Annotated in this window: 15 protein-coding genes; 3 read left to right on the forward strand and 12 right to left on the reverse strand. The window is 63.7% G+C overall.

Features of this window, described 5'->3' with window-relative positions:
* Positions 1-14: 14 nt before the first annotated feature.
* The 9 genes from CAER_RS0115790 to CAER_RS0115830 form a co-directional block, all read right to left on the reverse strand.
* Positions 15-1,331, reverse strand: coding sequence for a TRAP transporter large permease (locus CAER_RS0115790; protein ID WP_027236274.1), 1,317 nt, complete (start codon positions 1,329-1,331; stop codon positions 15-17).
* Positions 1,332-1,342: 11 nt separating this feature from the next.
* Positions 1,343-1,843 carry a TRAP transporter small permease gene (locus CAER_RS0115795; protein ID WP_027236275.1) on the reverse strand — a complete coding sequence of 167 codons (501 nt, stop codon included), beginning with the start codon at positions 1,841-1,843 and terminating at the stop codon, positions 1,343-1,345.
* A 40-nt stretch (positions 1,844-1,883) separates the two neighbouring features.
* Complete coding sequence (gene dctP / locus CAER_RS0115800) at positions 1,884-2,852, reverse strand: TRAP transporter substrate-binding protein DctP (RefSeq protein ID WP_027236276.1); 969 nt, start codon at positions 2,850-2,852, stop codon at positions 1,884-1,886.
* A 344-nt stretch (positions 2,853-3,196) separates the two neighbouring features.
* Positions 3,197-4,738, reverse strand: a complete 1,542-nt coding sequence (locus CAER_RS0115805) for an indolepyruvate oxidoreductase subunit beta family protein (protein ID WP_027236277.1) — start codon at positions 4,736-4,738, stop codon at positions 3,197-3,199.
* Complete coding sequence (locus CAER_RS0115810; RefSeq protein ID WP_027236278.1) at positions 4,735-6,900, reverse strand: thiamine pyrophosphate-dependent enzyme; 2,166 nt, start codon at positions 6,898-6,900, stop codon at positions 4,735-4,737. Before CAER_RS0115810 ends, CAER_RS0115805 begins: the two co-directional genes overlap by 4 nt.
* Before the next feature lie 27 nt (positions 6,901-6,927).
* Complete coding sequence (locus CAER_RS0115815; RefSeq protein WP_027236279.1) at positions 6,928-7,431, reverse strand: MarR family winged helix-turn-helix transcriptional regulator; 504 nt, start codon at positions 7,429-7,431, stop codon at positions 6,928-6,930.
* A gap of 88 nt (positions 7,432-7,519) precedes the next feature.
* Positions 7,520-8,311 carry a cyclase family protein gene (locus tag CAER_RS0115820; RefSeq protein WP_027236280.1) on the reverse strand — a complete coding sequence of 264 codons (792 nt, stop codon included), beginning with the start codon at positions 8,309-8,311 and terminating at the stop codon, positions 7,520-7,522.
* Between the two features lie 309 nt (positions 8,312-8,620).
* Positions 8,621-9,988 carry an NCS1 family transporter gene (locus CAER_RS0115825; RefSeq protein ID WP_209320203.1) on the reverse strand — a complete coding sequence of 456 codons (1,368 nt, stop codon included), beginning with the start codon at positions 9,986-9,988 and terminating at the stop codon, positions 8,621-8,623.
* A 22-nt stretch (positions 9,989-10,010) separates the two neighbouring features.
* Positions 10,011-10,709, reverse strand: a complete 699-nt coding sequence (locus tag CAER_RS0115830; protein WP_027236282.1) for an aspartate/glutamate racemase family protein — start codon at positions 10,707-10,709, stop codon at positions 10,011-10,013.
* A 135-nt stretch (positions 10,710-10,844) separates the two neighbouring features.
* On the opposite strand from CAER_RS0115830, the gene CAER_RS0115835 reads away from it, so the two are divergent.
* Positions 10,845-11,540 carry a GntR family transcriptional regulator gene (locus tag CAER_RS0115835; RefSeq protein ID WP_027236283.1) on the forward strand — a complete coding sequence of 232 codons (696 nt, stop codon included), beginning with the start codon at positions 10,845-10,847 and terminating at the stop codon, positions 11,538-11,540.
* Positions 11,541-11,598: 58 nt separating this feature from the next.
* Here the strand turns inward: CAER_RS0115835 and CAER_RS0115840 are convergent, their stop codons facing one another.
* The 3 genes from CAER_RS0115840 to CAER_RS0115850 form a co-directional block, all read right to left on the reverse strand.
* Entirely contained in the window at positions 11,599-13,149 is a 1,551-nt protein-coding gene (locus CAER_RS0115840; RefSeq protein ID WP_027236284.1) for a TRAP transporter large permease, read from the reverse strand.
* Entirely contained in the window at positions 13,146-13,643 is a 498-nt protein-coding gene (locus CAER_RS0115845; RefSeq protein WP_027236285.1) for a TRAP transporter small permease subunit, read from the reverse strand. The genes CAER_RS0115840 and CAER_RS0115845 overlap by 4 nt, the downstream gene beginning before the upstream one ends.
* A gap of 66 nt (positions 13,644-13,709) precedes the next feature.
* A complete protein-coding gene (locus tag CAER_RS0115850) occupies positions 13,710-14,795 on the reverse strand; it encodes a TRAP transporter substrate-binding protein (RefSeq protein ID WP_027236286.1) in 1,086 nt (361 codons plus the stop codon).
* Positions 14,796-14,999: 204 nt separating this feature from the next.
* Between CAER_RS0115850 and CAER_RS0115855 the strand changes: the two genes are divergently transcribed.
* Complete coding sequence (locus tag CAER_RS0115855) at positions 15,000-15,701, forward strand: GntR family transcriptional regulator (protein WP_027236287.1); 702 nt, start codon at positions 15,000-15,002, stop codon at positions 15,699-15,701.
* A 360-nt stretch (positions 15,702-16,061) separates the two neighbouring features.
* Positions 16,062-17,081, forward strand: coding sequence for an AI-2E family transporter (locus CAER_RS28060; protein WP_036797347.1), 1,020 nt, complete (start codon positions 16,062-16,064; stop codon positions 17,079-17,081).
* Positions 17,082-17,135: the final 54 nt, after the last annotated feature.

Consider the following 17,135-nt stretch of genomic DNA (forward strand, 5'->3'; position numbering starts at 1 on the left):
CCAGGAAGCGCAGCCTATTTTGCCATCAGCCCGGGCAGCCAAGTGCCAATAGCGGGCTGCCAGACAATCAGCGCCAGAACTGCCAGCTTGATCACCAGGAAGGGCGTGACCGCGGCATAGATATGCTTCATCCCGATGCCCTCGGGGGCGACCCCCCGCATCACAAAGAGCAACAGGCCGAAAGGCGGGGTCAGCAGGCCGATCTCCATGGTCAGCAGATAGACCACGCCCAGCACCAGCTCGTTGATGCCCATCTGCGCAGCCAGCGGCACAAATACCGGTACGGTCACCATCAGCATCGAGACCTGGTCGACAAAACAGCCAAGCAGCAGCAGGATCACGATCATGCCGACCAGCACCATGATGGGGGTCGGGTTCACCGCGTTGATTGCCTTGATCAGCCCGTTGGTGGCGCCGCTGAAGGACAGCACCTGGGCAAAGGTCTGGCTGGCGGCCATGATGAACAGGATAATCACCGACAGCTTCACGGTTTCCATCAGCGCCTTGGCGACCTTGTCAAACGACAGCGACCGGTAGGCGGCGCCGGTGGCAAGTGCCGCCAGACAGCCAAGCGCTGCGGATTCCGTCGGGGTGGCGAACCCCAGCAGCAGGCTGCCGATTACCACAGCAAACAGCACCGACAGCGGGGCCACGTAGATCAGGAAGGGCCGCCAGCGTTCTCCCAGACTCATCTGCGGCAGATCGTCGGGCGGTGCCGCCGTGGGATCCAGCAGGCTGCGGGCCACGATGTAGACCACAAAAGCCCCTGCCAGCAGCAGCGCGGGCAAGACGCCTGCCACCAGCAGGCCGGCGATGGAAATCCCCGCCAGGCTGCCAACCAGCACCGCCAGCGCCGACGGCGGGATCAGCATGGCAATGGCGCCTGAGGCCATGATCGGCCCCATCGCCATGGTCGGATGATAGCCCCGTTTCAGCATGCCGGGCATCAGGGTTGACCCCAGCATGGCGGTATTTGCGATGGTTGATCCCGACAGCGCGGCAAAGATGGTGCCGCCGAACACGGTGACCACCGACAGCCGCCCGGGCACCCGCGTGACCACCCGCTCGATCGCGTCGATGGCGCGGTGGGCGATGCCGGTCTGGAACAGGATCTCCCCCATCAGGATGAACAGCGGGATCGGTGCCATCTGGAAATTGGCCACCGACTGGGTCGCGTTGCGCGCCAGCTGCAGCAGGCCGCGGTCGCCGCCCAGCACCTCGTAAGCGCCGATCATGGTGACCGTGATAAAGGCAAAGGCCACCGGCAGGCCGATCAGCAGCAGCGCAGCCAGGCCGCCCAGCATCAGCGACAGGGTGAGGATCCAATCCATCTGCAGTCCTTTCAGAGACCGGAAAGCGGCGCGTCTCCCGCCGCAGGGCGGAAGATCTTGCGCAGGAATTCGAGGGTGCACAGCGCCATCGACAGCGGCAGAACCGTGAGCGTCCACCATTCCGGGAAGGTAAAGGCGGTGCGTACCATGGAGCCGCGGGCATAGGATTGCATCAGCGCCTGCAACCCGGCCCAACCAAGGGCGGCGCAGGTCACGGCCCCCAGCAGGCAGGCCGCCAGGACAACTCTCCGGCGGGCGCGCGGCGGCAGGCCGTGGGTGACCAGGTCAACCTGCACATGGGCGTCCAGCCGCAGCACCCAGGGGGCCCCGAGGAAAGCCGCCGCCATCAGCCCGTATTCAATAGCGTCCAACGCGCCGTAGATCACCGGCAGCCCAAGGTTGCGCAACAGGACATTGAGCGGAATCACCAGGGTGATCGCGGCGAGGATGGCGGCGCTGAGCACGGCCAGGCCGGTGAGCAGGACGCCGAAACTGCGGTCTAAGCGGTTCATGAGTAAAGAGGCGAGGCGGCGCCAGGCCGCCCCGGTCCCATCACTTCAACAGGCAGGCCTGCAGCTTTTCCCCAAGCTGCGGGTCTGTCTTCATCACTTCGCCCCAGCCCTCGGTCTGCGCGGTTTCGCTCCATAGCTTCCCGTTCTCGCCTTCCAGGGTAATCGTCTTGATCCCCGCCTCGGCCTGGGCTTTGGCCTCGGCCTCGTTGCGGGCGATGTTCTCGGCGTTCTGCTCTTCGATCCAGGCGGCGCCCTTTTCCAGCAGGGCGCGCTGCTCATCGCTCAGCCCGTTCCAGCTGTCGAGGTTCACTAGGAAGTTCACGTCCACCTGATAGAACCCGGGATCGACGCGATAGGCAGTCTGCTCGTGCCAGCCAAGGTCCAGCACGCCCTGGCTGGGCCAGCCGTAACCGTCGATCGCCCCGCGCTCCAGCGCGGTATAGACCTCGCCCGGTGCCGTGCGCACAAGCGTGGCCCCCAGCTTTTCGAACATGGCGCGGTAAACCGGGGTGGTGCGGATGGTCAGTCCGGTCAGGTCCGGGCCGTCCAGCGGCTTAGTCAGATATAGATGATAATTCATGTGATCGCCCACACGGGCGAGGTATTTGACGTTCATCTGATCCTGGTGAACCTGGTCGATCAGCTCATAGCAGCCGTTGGCCCGCTGGTCCTGAACGGTGTTCTGCGCCAGGTGCAGCGCGTCGCCTGCGGGCAGCAGGTTCGGGTAGTAGGCGGTGGTGTTGTTGGCGATGTCGACGATGCCCGCTTGCACCGCGTTGCCCAGTTCAAACGGCGGCACGGCTTCGGGCCCGCCAAGCAGGTCGATCTGCACCACGCCCTCTCCGTTCTCATTGACCCAATCAACGAAAGCCTCGAAATCACGGGAAAAAGTTGTGCCGGTTGCAAAGGCGGTCACCGCCTTCAGCGTGACTTCTTCAGCCTGGGCAGAGGCGGCGGTCAGCGCGGCGGTTCCCAGAAGGGCTGCGGCAGCGAATGTGCGGAATGTCATGTTGGTCTCCCTGGATGTGTGGCAGCGCGCAGACCGGGCGGTTTGCAGTCCCTTGTTTTTCCGGGCGCCTTTGAAAAAGCCTAGGTCCAGGCTGTCTCACCTTCAAGCACGAAGTTTTAAGCTTCAAGTAAGTTTATATGCAAACGCATTAAAAAGTTTGAAAGTACAGCTGCCTCAGGCGGCTGGTGGTCCGGGTGATTCGGGTGTTCACGGCAGATGACCTCATTTGACCGGTGTAAAAGCCGCTTACCCGGGTCTTGAGCGTGCCGCCTCAAGTGCTCACGGCTTGAGGCGGACGCTGCGGGGAGCGGCAGACCCGCAACCTGCCGGCTGCCTTGACCCGGCTACGCAGCGAAGCTCCGGATGGTTCTAAGCGCACCGTCCAAGGCCTCTCCCTTTTCGTCCTGCAAAGCAGCCTCGCGCAGGCGGGCGACCCATTGCGGCCCATCATCACGGGCGGCCACCATGCGGGCGCCCTGCATCACCTTGTCGAATTTGGAAAGACCGCGGGCGTGCGTGTCCGAATACCCTTTGATCAGGCGGCGGCAGCGGATTATCTCGACTGCCATGCCATAGCTGCGCGGCAGGTGGTCAAGCGCGGCGGCCAGCCATTTGTCCAGATGCGCCTGCTCCTGCGCGTGTCGCAGGCTTAGGCGGCGCCAGCCGCGCAACCCGCCCAGAATATAGAGCATCACAAAACCGCGGAGGCTGTCCGTGCGGATGCGGCGGCCCTTATTGAACAGCCTGTCGAGTCTGGCCATCCACTTCGGGCTGTTTTCCACCTTGGTTCCCAGGCGTGCGGGGAGCAAGCCCGCAATCTCCTCGGCGCGGGGATGCAGGTAGTCGGTGAGTGTCATCAGTTTGCCTTGCGACCCCATCTGACCCTCGATGCGGTCAAAGCGGCTGCTGCGGGTCTTAAGGTCGGCAACCCGGATCACGTCGTCGTATGCCATTGCATTGGCGATATATTTCGCCGCCTCGCGGCCAAGCGCGTATCCCTGGTCCGCGCTGTCGCGGTCCAGCACGCCCTGCAGCCTGTCCAGGTATTCGGCGCCGTAATCCGTGTCCTGAAAGTCCACCACCTTGCGCAGCCCCGGCACAGCCGTTTCCTGCACGCCTGCCGGAAACCGGGAAACCCGCGCCATCAGCCCGTTCCAGGCGTCCAAGGCCTTGTGTGGACCCGCCGCCTTTGCTGGGGCTTCTTCCGCGGATGCGGCTTCCGGCTGCTCGCCGTGCTCCGCCAAGTCGAAACCGGCGGCAAAGGCCCGCAGGCTGGCCTCGACACCTTTGCCGCTGGCGCGGATTGCGTCCTCGAACGCGGCCCGGGGGAAGGGCAGGGCGCCTGAGCCGGCCAAGGCGCCGAACAGCGAGGCAGAGATCACCGATCCCACCCGCACCGCGGCGCTGTCCATGTCGGCCATCACCAGCTTTTGGGCCGCGGTTTCGGCGGCTGCGCGCACCTCATCGGCATCGGCGATACCGTCTCCGGGAACCATCTTTTCAGACACGGCCAGCGCGCGGTGGGTCGAGGCGACCAGCGTGGTGCGGTCCGGGGTCACAAAGCCGCGCATGATGGCACGGCCGGCCTCCATCATCTCGGCGGCGATCATCACGTCCACGTCGCCTGGCGCCGGCGCAAGCGAAAATACAGGATGCGGCACGCTGCCCGGCGCCATCTCGATATAGTAGATGGTCGCGCCGGTGCGCTGGGCGACGCCGGCAACGCTGGTGGCCTGGGCACTGTAGCCCTGGCTGCGGGCAAGCGACTCGATCCAGTTGGTCAGCACTCCGCCGCCCTGTCCGCCGACGGCAAGAATGGCCACCTTGATGACGCCCTGCAGGCGCGGATCGGCCGGTTGAGGGCGGACCGGTATTTCGATGGTCATGGTGCAATCCTCCCGGGAGCGGTGCCGGTGAATGTAAGGCGCCGCGCTGCGCGGCGGGTCTGAAGCCAGTAGATAACACGGCTGCGCAATTCAGCTGCCCAGCGTTCAAAGCCGCTGGGGTTATGCACCACGCGCGCCTCATAAAAAGAGGGGCAAAGGATCGCCGCATCGGCCACCTCGCCGCAGTTGCCGCAGCCGACGCAGGACTGGTCGATATGCGCCACGGGATCGTCGCGCAGCGGATCGTCCAGCGTTTTCAGCGACAGCGACGGGCAGCCGGACAGGCGGATGCAGGCGTGATCGCCGGTGCAGACGTCTTCATCCACGCCAAAGCGGGGGATCTCCACCCGCGCACCGTCTTTGATCGCCTTGTTGCGCTGCGGCTTTTCGCGGCGCTGCCGGTTCAGCATGCATTCGGAGGAGGCAACGATCACCTTGGGGCCGTCGTAATCGGTGGTCAGCGCCTCGCGGATGGTCTCACGCATCTTTGTGACGTCATAGGTCCGGTCGATCTGCCGGATCCATTTGACGCCCGCACCTTCCAGCGCCTTGGTGATCGGGTTGTTCGTCGCCTTGGTGGCATTCTTGGCGCGGCTCGACGGAATATCCTGGCCGCCGGTAGCGGCCGAATAGTAGTTGTCGACGATGATCGCCACACTGTCCGACTTGTTGAACACCATGTTGCCGATCGAAGTGCTGAGCCCGTTGTGCCAGAACCCGCCGTCGCCCAGGATCGAGATTGCGCGCTTGTCACCGCCGCCGTCGAACGCCGCGTTCGAGGCCGGTCCCAGACCGTACCCCATTGTCTGCCCGCCGATCTCAAACGGCGGCAGCGCTGCAAACAGGTGGCAGCCGATGTCTGCCGAAATCTGATGCTTGCCCAGTTCCTGCTCGACCAGCTTCATCGAAGCAAAGATCGGCCGCTCCGGGCAGCCGGTGCAGAACCCCGGCGGACGGATCGGCACGGTGGCGCTCAGGTCTGGAACCTCCGGCACCGGTTCGTTGGGGGCCAGCACCTGGCCGGGCAGCAAATGGGCGGCATGCTTGCGGAAGAAGTCGTCCAGCCCGTCCATCATCACTTGGCCGGTGTATTCGCCGGCCTTGGGGAAGATGCCCTTGCCCTCAAGCTTGGTCTGGCTGCCCGCCTTGAACAGCATGTTGCCTAGCTGCTGCTCGATGAACTCTGGCTGGCCTTCCTCGATCATCAGCACCGCGTCCTTGACCGCGCAGAAGTCCAAAAGGTCGCTCTGCACCAGCGGATAGGCCACGTTCATCACATAAAGCGGCACCTCGGTGTTGCCGCTGACATCTGCCAGCCCCAGGCGCTGCAGAGCGCGGATCACGCTGTTGTACATGCCGCCCAGGCAAATCAGCCCGGCCTTGCCGTCCTGCGGCCCGAACCGTTCGTTCAACCCGTTTTCCAGAATGAACTTCTCCGCCGCGGGCCATCGGTTTTCGATCTTGTCGTGCTCGTGCTGATAGGACATCGGCGGCAGCACCACACGCTTGAAATCGCGCTGCGGGCTGGACAGCGCCTCGCGCACGGTCAGCGGCGGCGGCTGGTTGTCGCGGCAGTCGAAAGTGCCGGTCACATGGCAGGAGCGGATCCGCACCATCAGCATGACCGGCGTGTTTGACGCCTCCGACAGCGCAAAGCTGTCACCCACTGCCTTCACAATCGACGGCAGGTTCGGCCGTGGATCCAGCAGCCAGAACTGCGATTTCATCGCAAAGGCATAAGAGCGCTCCTGCATGATCGAGGAGCCTTCGCCGTAATCCTCGCCGACGATGATGATCGCTCCGCCAGTGACGCCGGAGGAGGCGAGGTTGGCCAGCGCGTCAGAGGCCACGTTGACACCGACCGAGCCCTTGAAGGTCACCGCGCCGCGGATCGGGTAGTGGACCGAGGCCGCCAGCATCGCCGCGGCGGCCGCCTCCGAGGCGTTGGCCTCATACCGCACGCCCAGCTCGTCCAACAGGTCCTCGGCGTCGGCCAGCACATCCATCAGATGCGAAATCGGAGCGCCCTGGTAGCCGCCGACGTAACCCACGCCGTTTTCAAGAAGCGCCTTGGTGATGGCCAGAATGCCCTCGCCGGTGAAGCTGGTGCCTGCACCTTGGCGCAGGTGCTCGACCTCAGCCTTGAACGATCTTTCGGCCATTGGCGCCTCCTTGGATGGGGTCCGGGATTAGAATTGATTCACCCGCACGTTGTGCAGGATTTTCTGCAGCGTGGCGGTAAAGGCGCGCTGTTCTTCCGGGTCTATGCACTTGAACATCTGCGCACAGGCCTCCGCCACATGCGGCCAAAGCCCCTCGTGGGTTTCGCGGCCCTTCGGCGTCATGACAATGCGGGTGGCGCGGCTGTCATCGGGATCGGTTTTGCGCTGAACCAGCCCGTCGCGCTCCAGCGCATCCAGCGCACGGCTGAGGGTGGATTGCTCCACCACTGCGTAGACGGACAAGTCGCGGATCAGCAGCCCGTCCAGCACCGACAGAACCGCCAAGGCCCGCATTTTGGCGGTGGTCAGCCCATGCGCCGCCATTTCCTCGCGCAGAGCCGCGTTATAGCGGCCCATGATGCGGTTCATCAAATAAGGCGGGAAGTTCTCCAACCCGATCTCCCCCAGCCGCGGCAGCGGGGGGCTCTCTTCTGCAGCAACCTGCGGAGCTGCGGCTTCATTTGCAGTCATGCATCCTTCCTTTACGCCAATTGAGTGCCGGAGCCAGCGCCTGCATACAGGCACCGGCGCCGGGGCTGATGCGGGCGCGTTACCTGCCTCAGCCCCGCGGGACCAGAGCTAGGGCCCGGATCGGACTGCCGGTGCCGCGCTTGATCTTGAGCGGAGCTGCAATCAGCAGCGCGCCTTTGGGCGGCAGCTTGTCCAGATTGGCCAGCGAGGCCAAGCCAAAGCAGTTGTCCCGGTGCAGCAGGTTGTGGGCCGGGTAGGGCGGCTCCATCCCGCCGGCCTGGCCTGCATCCGTGCCGATGCACTGGCTGCCCCAGCCCACGATTTTCTTCGACAGCAGGTATTCTACCGCATCCGGGGTCGGCCCGGGGCTGTGCGGGCCTGTGTCATCCGCGTTCAAAAAGGCGTCTTCGTCATCTGCGCGCTTGTCCCAATCGGTGCGCATCACCACCCATTCCCCCGCGCCGATCTCACCGTGCTCCGCCTCCCAGGCCCTGATCAGGTCTGCCGTCAGCAGAAAGTCCGGGTTTTCGGCGCTTTCCTTGGAGCAGTCGATCACATTGACCGGCGCCACCAGGCGCTGCACATCCAGCGTATCGGTATAACCGTCGCTATAGTCCTTGCCGGTGATCCAGTGGTGCGGGGCGTCGAAATGGGTGCCGGAATGCTCCCCCAGAACCATCCAGTTCCAGGCAAAGAACGGGCCGTCCTCGTCATATTCACTGATCTTGTGGATTTCGACTTTGGGTGTGTTCTTGGCAAAATCCTCGGGCAGGCGCAGGATCGGCGTCTCGGGGCCCAAGGTGCCGGAACAGTCCACCACTTCGACCTGTCCGGACAGGATCATCGCGCCCAGGCCGTCCAATGCATTGGCTGCAGTCATACTATTTCTCCCGTTGTGCGCGGTCTGAATGCCGCTTTTGTGCGTCCGGTGAAGCACTGGTTTCAAAATATACATGAATTTGCAAATTTAAAAGCACTTTGAGAGCTCCCAATGAAGAAGGTGATGCAGCACTCACTGGCTACCTTAAAGTATGTATACGCATGTAAAAGGATGGGATGCACCCGCGGGCAGCCCCTTTGGGGGGAATCTTACCGGACCGGTCACCTGACAAGGTGCCATGCACAGTGCGCACAAAGAGAGAAGGCTCCGCCAGCAGCGGAGCCCTCCCTCAAGCGTGTTGCCGTGCGGTCAGCTCATGAACCGCTTGGCGGCCGGCAGGTGCTGCATCAGCAGGTAATAGGACAGACCAGCAGGCAGCAGGCTGGCGTACCATGAGATGCCGGAGAAGATCAGCGCTGCTGCAACCCCGATCCCCATGGCAATCACCGCGGCCCAGTTGACGCCTTGGTAGGGGCCGTTCTCATCATAGAGCTTATCCAGATCCAGTTCCTGCTTGCGCAGGACGAAATAGTCCACCACCAGGATCGCAAAGATCGGGCCCAGGAAGGCGGAATAGGTCTGGATAAACAGGCTGAGGCCAGCGGCGGATTCGTCCTTCACCAGCTCCCAGGGGAAGGTGGCAAAGGCCAGCAGGCCGACGATCACAGCCGAGGTCTTGAACTTGATCTTGAAAATATCCATCAGCGCATAGGCCGGCGGCACAACGTTGTTCAGGATATTGGTGGTGACCTGCGCAAAGGCGATGAACAGCAGGGTTATGACCAGGAGCGGCTTGTTGTCGACGGCGCTGGAGAACACCTTGATCGGGTCAACCTCGCCGGTGGCGCCGGAGACCATCAGGCCGATCAGCCCCATGAACAGCGTCGCAGGCAGGATCGAGTTGGCATAGATCGCCACTTGGCGGAACGGGCCGACGTTCTGGCGCAGCTCGCGCGAATAGTCCGAGACGTTCAGCATCATGGTGCTGTAGATGCCCAGGAAAAGCATGGTGGCTCCCCAGAAGGGCGCACCCCAGGTGCCTTCGACGTTGACCAGATTGGCGGAGATCTCCTCGCCGTATTTGCTGATCACGCTGAAGAACATGTAGACCAGCGAGCCGATGATGAAGACGGAGCCGATGTTCTCCAGCCATTTGATACCATGGAATCCCAGCACCGACAGGCCGATCTGCAACAGCTGGAAGCCGATAAAGAACACCACGATGTTATCATAGCCGAACATCGTATCGGAGACGAGGTTCAGCGCCCCGGCGCCGATCCAGCTTTGGAAGCCGAACCACACAATGGCGGGCACCGAGCGCACCAGCGCGGGCAGCCGGGTGCCGGCAAATCCGAAGGCAGAGCGCGCCTGTACCATGAAGGGAATGCCGTATTTGTGGCCCGCCTGGCCGTTGATCATCAGCGCGATGCCGATCACGGTGCAGCCGATGGCAATGGCGACAAAAGTCTGCAGCAGGTTCAGCGTGCCCACCAGGCCGGAGCCGATGGTGAATGTGCCGATCGACACACAGCCGCCGAGCCAGGCAAACAAATAGGACCACGGATCCATGATCCGCGTTTTCTGTGGTGCAAGGCTCTCCTCCCCGATCCCCTTGCCGCCGTGTTCCGCGATGCCGCCGCCTTCGACGACGGCTTCCAGTTCTGCATTCATGGTCATGTTGTCCTCCCTGACGATACCATTATTTCCGGTTGGGGCGCGCGTAGGCGTTGATCTTGCTGGTCCGCAGGCCGCAGCCTGCAAGCGCCTCGATCATCCGCGTTGCCGCGCTGACCCCGTCGATGACGGGAATGCCCGTCTCCTGGCTCAGACAGGCGGTGAGATCGGCCATGCCGGCACAGCCCAGCACAACCGCCTCGCAATGATCCTCCTCAATGGCGCGCAGGATCTCGGCGCGGATCTTCTCCCGCGCGTCTGAGCCTTCCTCCTCCAGCGCCAGCACCGGGATCGCGGCAGAGCGCACCCGGCGGCACTGATGCGACAGGCCGTATCCATGGATCAGATGTTCGATCACCGGCACCGCGCGGGGCAGGGTGGTGACCACGGTGAAGGAGGTCGCCAGCATGCTCGCCGCCTTCACCGCCGCTTCGCAAATGCCCAGAACCGGGCCGGTCGCCAGCTCGCGGCAGGCGCCGATGCCGGGGTCGTCGAAACAGGCGACGACGATCCCGTCCACGCCCTGTTCCTCGCCCGCCGCAACCTGCGCCAGCAGGCCAGGAAGCGACATCGCCTCGTCGAAATGGCCCTCGATGCTGGCGGGGGCGCCGGCCGCGGTTGCGCCCACGATGGTCACGCCGGGGCTGGCGGCGGCCTCAGCGGCCTCAACGATCTTCCGCGTCATCGACTCGGTCGAGTTGGGATTGACGACTAGGATTTTCATGCGCTCCTCCTTTGTTGTCATTTATTGTTAACAATATTTGATAACACGTCAAGACTGGCGACCCCGGGCTGCCATTGCCAAGCGCCCTGACGCTCCTTAAGTTGCGGCAATGCAGGAAAAACTTTTTGAGGCCCGATGAAGGATTCTCCCGAAGATCAGATCGTGAATGCGATTCTCGACGCGATTTCAGAGCAGCGCCTCCCGGCTGGAACCAAGCTGGGCGAACAGGCGCTGAGCGATCTGTTTTCCTGCAACCGCGCCAATGTGCGCCGGGCGCTGGCCTCGCTGGCCGCACAGCAGGTGGTGGAGTTGCGCCCCAACCGCGGCGCCTTTGTGATGACGCCCTCCCCGAAAGAGGCGCGCGACATCTTCCAGGCCCGCCGCGCGATCGAGCGCACCATTGCCCGGCATGCCTCCGGCCAGGCCTCAGCGGAGGACATCACATTCCTGCGCGGCAATATTCAGGAGGAAGCCGAGGCACGTAAGGCGGGTGATAAACCGGCCGAGCTGCGGGCCTCGCGGCAGTTTCACATGCGGATAGCGCAGATCGCCGGCAATTTGGTGCTGGAGCGATTCCTGTCAGAGCTGACCATGCGCAGCACGCTGATTTTGGGGCTTTATTCTCCCACCGGCAGCTCCTCCTGCGCGGAGGACGAACACGACCGGATCGTCGACGCGCTGGCGGCTGGCAGCACGGATGAGCTGGTCCGGCTTGCAGATGAGCATCTGCGCCATCTAGAGGAAGGCCTGAACTTTGATGAGCCGCCCGCCGCCCCGATGAGCCTCAGGGAGCAGCTGATTGCTCCGCGCAAGGCACCCACAGCAGAGTAGTCGGGCACATCACGGGTGCGCGCCCTCACACCGGAAAATACTGCGAGGGCGCGGCAGGTCAGAAGATTGCGGCGGGCAGCCAGGTCGCCAGGCCAGGGATCAGCCAGACAAGCAGAACCCCAACCGCCTGCAAGCCGATGAAGGGCACAACCCCCTGATAGATGTGGCGGGTGGTGACCTCTTCCGGCGCCGCGCCGCGCAAGTAGAACAGCGAAAAGCCGAACGGCGGGGTCAGAAAACTGGTCTGCAGGTTGATCGCGATCAGGATGCCCAGCCAAACCGGATCGTGCCCCATCAGGATCAGGGTCGGCGTGACCAGCGGCAGCACGATCACCGAGATCTCGACGAAGTCGAGGAAGAAGCCGAGCACGAAGATGAACAGCATGCAGAACAGCAGCGCCCCGGACGGGCCGCCCGGCATGTTGCCCAGAATGTGCGCCACCCGCTCCTCGCCGCCCAGCCCGATGAACACCAGCGAGAACATGCCCGCGGCCAGGATGGTGGCAAAGATCATCGCCGTCATCGTCGCGGTGGAGGTCACGGCCTCATGCAGAATGCGCTTTTTCAGCCCGCTGCGCAGGGCGGCGATCACCGCGATGGCCCCCACAGCTGTCAGCAGCGCATAGAACAGTCCCGCCGCAAAGTCGCCGCTGCTGAGGTCGCTGCGCTGCAGGCGGATGGGATGCACGCCAGACAGGATGCCCAGCAGGATCAGAGCGGCAGCGCCCAGCAGGATCAGCCGGACCGGACCGCCCGCGCGCAGCCCCGCCATCAGCAGCGCGCCGATGGCCCCGACAGAGGCTGCCTCGGTCGGGGTTGCGACGCCGCCGAGAATGGCACCCAGCACGGCAAAGATCAGCAGGATCGGCGGCACCACCGCGCGCACGACCTCGCCGCGGCCGGGGCGGGCCATTTCCGCCGGGGCTGAAGGCATGTCCTGCGGCCGCAAGACCCCCCGGACCAGGATATAGAGGAGGTACAGCACCACCAGCACCAGCCCCGGCACCAGCGCCGCGGCAAAGAATTGTCCCACCGACAATGCCTCAACCGAGAACTTGCCCTGTTCGTACTGCGCCTGCTGATAGGCGTTCGACATAACATCGGCGAGGATGATCAGCAGGGTCGAGGGCGGGATGATCTGCCCCAGCGTACCGGCCGTGCAGACAATGCCGGAGGCCACCCGCGGATCATAACCCGCGCGCAGCATGGCGGGCAGGGCGATCATGCCCATCGCCACCACTGTGGCGCCGACAATCCCGGTCGAGGCCGCCAAGAGCGCCCCCACCAGCACCACCGAGATGCCCAAGCCGCCTTTGAGCTGCCCGAACAGCCGCCCCATGGTGTCCAGCAGCTCTTCGGCGATGCGGCTTTTCTCCAGGATTGCGCCCATCAGCACAAACAGCGGAATTGCGATCAGCACCTGGTTGCTCAGCAGCCCGAATGCGCGCTGGCCCAACGCCCCCAGCAGCGAGATATCCATCACCCCCAGGGCCCAGCCAAGATAGGCGAACAGGATGGCGAGGCCCGCAATGGAGAAAGCAACCGGAAACCCCATGAGGATCGCTGCCATCAGGGCCGCGAACATGACCAGGTCGAGATATTCCGTCATTGGGGGGATCTTTCCGAAAACAGCCGGATCAGCAGGGCGATGGATTGCAGCATGACCAGCACGCAGAAGGCGGGGATCAGCGATTTCAGCAGGAACACGGCCTCAAGCCCGCCGACGGCAATCGGGCCTTCGAGGATGGCCCAGGAATTGCGCACCGAAGGCCAGGACCAATAAAGCAGCGCAGCCATTGACGGCAGCAGCAGGACCAGATGGCCGAATATGTCGATACCGCGCTGGGCCCGGGGGCTGAGGCCCGCATAAAACACATCGACGCGCACATGCTTGTCGACCAGCAGCGTGTAACCGGCCGCCAGCATGAACAGGGTCGCGTGCATGTACAGGACGCTCTCCTGCGCAGCGATGGAGTTCACCCCGAACACATAGCGTCCGACCACGATGGCAAATTGCGCCAGCACCATCAGCAGCGCCAGCCACCGCACCACCAGCGCCAGGCCCCGGTTGATACCGTCCAGCGCGTCCGCAACCCGTAGCATCCTGTGTCTCTCCCCATCAAAAAGCCGGCGCCCGGTCTCCCTGGGCGCCGGCAGCCGTTGCAGTGATCAGTAGCCCATCACTGACGCGCGGGCGTTCATCTGGCCGTTGTCGGCATAGGTCATATAGCCGCCGACACTCTCGCGGTAAGCCAGGAAGCTTTCGGTGATGCGGCGCACCAGTTCGTCTTCGTCTTCCTGCAGCTCGGCAATCACTTCTTTGGCGGCGGCGCCCATCGCGGTGATCACGTCCTCAGGGAACATCTTCACCTGCACGCCGTCCTCATCCACCATCTTCTTGAGCGCCAAGGCGTGTTTGGTGGTGTATTCGGTCCAGACCGGATTGTAGAGGCTTTCACACGCCAGCGACACAACCTGCTTCAGATCTTCCGGCAGTTCGGCAAAGGCATTGGCGTTGACACCGCATTCCTCGGCCGAGGACGGCTCGCCCACACCCGGCCAGTAGTAGTTCTTGGCCACCTGATAATAACCCAGCGCGCTGTCGGTCCAGGGGCCGATGAATTCGCCGGCATCCAGCGCACCGGTCTGCAGGCCCTGGAACATCGCCGGGCCGCTGGTGGCCTCCGCCGCCATGCCCAGTTTCGAGGCCATCTCCGACGCCAGCCCGGTGGTGCGGAACTTCAGCCCCTTCAGGTCCTCGGCAGAGTTGATCTCCGTCTTGAACCAGCCGCCCCACTGCGGGCCGGAGTTGCCGCACAGGAACGGTTTGATGCCGAAACGGCCGTACATCTCGTCATAAAGCGCCTGACCGCCGCCGTGGTACAGCCAGCCGAACTGCTCATCCGCGCGCAGGCCAAAGGGCTGCGAGCCGAACAGCAGGATGCCTTTGGACTTGGAGCCCCAGTAGGCCGGCACCGCGTGATACAGCTCGGCTGTGCCCTCAGACACGGCATCAAATACGCCGCGGCCCGGCACCAGCTCGCCTGCGGCGAACAGCTTGACCTCAATCCGGCCGCCCGAAAGCGTGGTGATCCGGTCGGCCAGCATCTGCGCCGCCACGCCGGGCCCGGGCAGGTTCTTCGGCCAGGCCGTCACCATCTTCCACTGCATCTTGCCTTGGGCGATGGCGGGGCTGGCCAGCGCCGTGGCCGCTGCGCCCATGGCACCGGCTTGCAGAAACTTCCGTCTTTGCATGTTTCCATTCCTCCGTCTGTCGGTGGATCTGCGGTGGCCGCGGGCCAGTGGCGCAGACTCAGTCTTGTTTTGTAAGTGCTTTACATTAATATGTAGCTACATATTATTGTCAATCACGGTTGCGCGGTTCACATTCGCCTTTCGGCGCAAGATGAAATATGGAGCGGCAGCAGACATTGTCCCGCGCGGCCTGGGAGAGGAATTTTGACGGAGAAGCGGCGCCACTCCTGGACGGAGATCCGGGACAGCATCCGGCAGATGATCCTGGATTCGACCTACGGACCCGGAGACAAGCTGCCGCGCGATGAAGAGTTTGCAGCCCGGTTCGGCTGCGCCCGCTCGACCGTGCACCGCGCCATGCGCGACTTGGCCGAAAGCGGCGTGGTGGAGCGGCGGCGCAAGGGCGGCACGATGGTGCGGCGCGATCCGGTCACCCGCGCGACGCTGAATATCCCGATCACACGGCTGGAAGTCGAACAGAAGGGCAGCGTCTACCAGTATCAGCTGATCCGCCAGTCGGTGCAGGCGACCACCCCGGCGATCATGGCCAACTTCGGCCTGCCAGAGCCCCGCCCGATGCTGCGCGTCGAGGCGCTGCATCTGGCCGACAGCCGGCCCTATATTTTTGAAGACCGCTGGATTTGCCTGGAAACCGTGCCCGAGATCGAAGCGGTCGACCTCACCCGCGAAAGCGCAAATGAATGGCTGGTCCGCAACCGCCCCTACAGCCGGTGCGATCTGCGGCTCTATGCCCGCCCCGGCACCGAAAGCGACAGCGAGGTGCTGCAGAGCAAGATCGGCGACGCCTTGTTTGTCATGGAGCGCACCACCTGGATCGGCGAGGATCCGATCACCAGTCTGCGCGCTGTGGCGCACCCGGGCTATCAGCTGGTTACCCAGGGCTGACCGCAGGTTGCGAACGCAACGCCACCAGGGAACCGATCCGGGGCTGCCGGCGTTTGCTTAAAAGCGGAGGGGTTTCTGAAACAGGTGGGGGATAGTGCAAGCCAGACACGCCATCGGCGCGGAAGGCGGCTGCACCGCTCAATCCTTTCAGGCCCGTCTGCTTGTACGCTAACCCGCTCCGCAGGCGCCCGCACCGGCATGATCCGGTCCGGCAGAATTTACGCGGCAGCTTGCGCGAACGGGGCCAGAAGGCCAATGTCACCAGGGAGGTCCTTAATGCCTAATGATCACACTGCAGCCGCCCTGCAGCGGCCAGAGGCTCGATTGCACGGACAACACATCTGCGCGGGGCAGTAGATTATGTGGCAAACAGTTATCGCCAAGCGCTCAGTCCGGATTATGCTGCTGATCATCACCCTGATCCTGCTGGGCGGAGCAATGTACCTCGCCAAGCCGGTTCTGGCGCCAGGTGTTTTTGCCCTGGTGGTCGGCGTTGTGGTGGCGCCGCTGGCTGACCGTCTGGAACGGTTCGGAGTCAGCCGGGTTGTGGTGGCCAGCAGCCTGCTGGTGCTGTCCACAGCGCTGCTGGCCTTGCTGATCCTGTCGCTGGACCCGCTGCTGACGTCGCTGGCCAGCCAGGTCCCCAAGATCAAATACGAAATCCGCGGCTGGCTCGATATGGTGTCTGGCCTGCTGCGCGGGATTGAAAGCATCAGCAGTGAAATCGAGGAAACAATCGGCGCAGCGGATGCGGAGACAGAGGAGGAAGGCGGCAGCCTGCCAACGCTGACGGATGCGCTCTGGCTGGCACCGAACTTCGGCGCGCAGATTTTCATCTTTGCCGGCACGCTGTTCTTCTTCGTGCTGACCCGGAATGAGCTGTACGAACAGGCCGGCAGCTATGCCGCCCGGTTTTTCCAGGCAGAGCGCGCGGTGGCGCGCTACTTTGCGGCGGTCACGATTGTCAACGGCGGCCTGGGCCTGCTCACAGCCGCCGGGCTGGCGCTCATCGGCCTGCCGGGAGCCTGGATCTGGGGGCTGGCGGCGGCCATCCTGAACTTTATCCTGTATCTCGGCCCGCTGATCATGCTGGCCGGGCTGACGGTGGCAGGCCTGACGCAGATCGGGGGTGCAGGCGCGCTACTGCCGCCTCTGGTGTTTCTCGGGCTGAACCTGGCCGAGGCACAATTTGTCACTCCAGCCTTTGTCGGCCGCCAGCTGGACCTCAACCCGCTTATCGTGTTCTGGGCGATTGTTTTCGGGTTGTGGATCTGGGGGCCGGTGGGTGCCATTGTGGCGCTGCCGATGCTGCTGTGGTGCGGCCGCATGCTGGTGCCGCCGCCGGATACGGCCGTGGCGGAAGCGCCCGAACACCGGTAACCGGCCAGGGCAGCCCGCATGGGCTGCCTTTGCCCCTTCCCCCCCCCTGCAGAG

The organism is Leisingera caerulea DSM 24564 (assembly GCF_000473325.1).
GTDB lineage: Bacteria > Pseudomonadota > Alphaproteobacteria > Rhodobacterales > Rhodobacteraceae > Leisingera > Leisingera caerulea.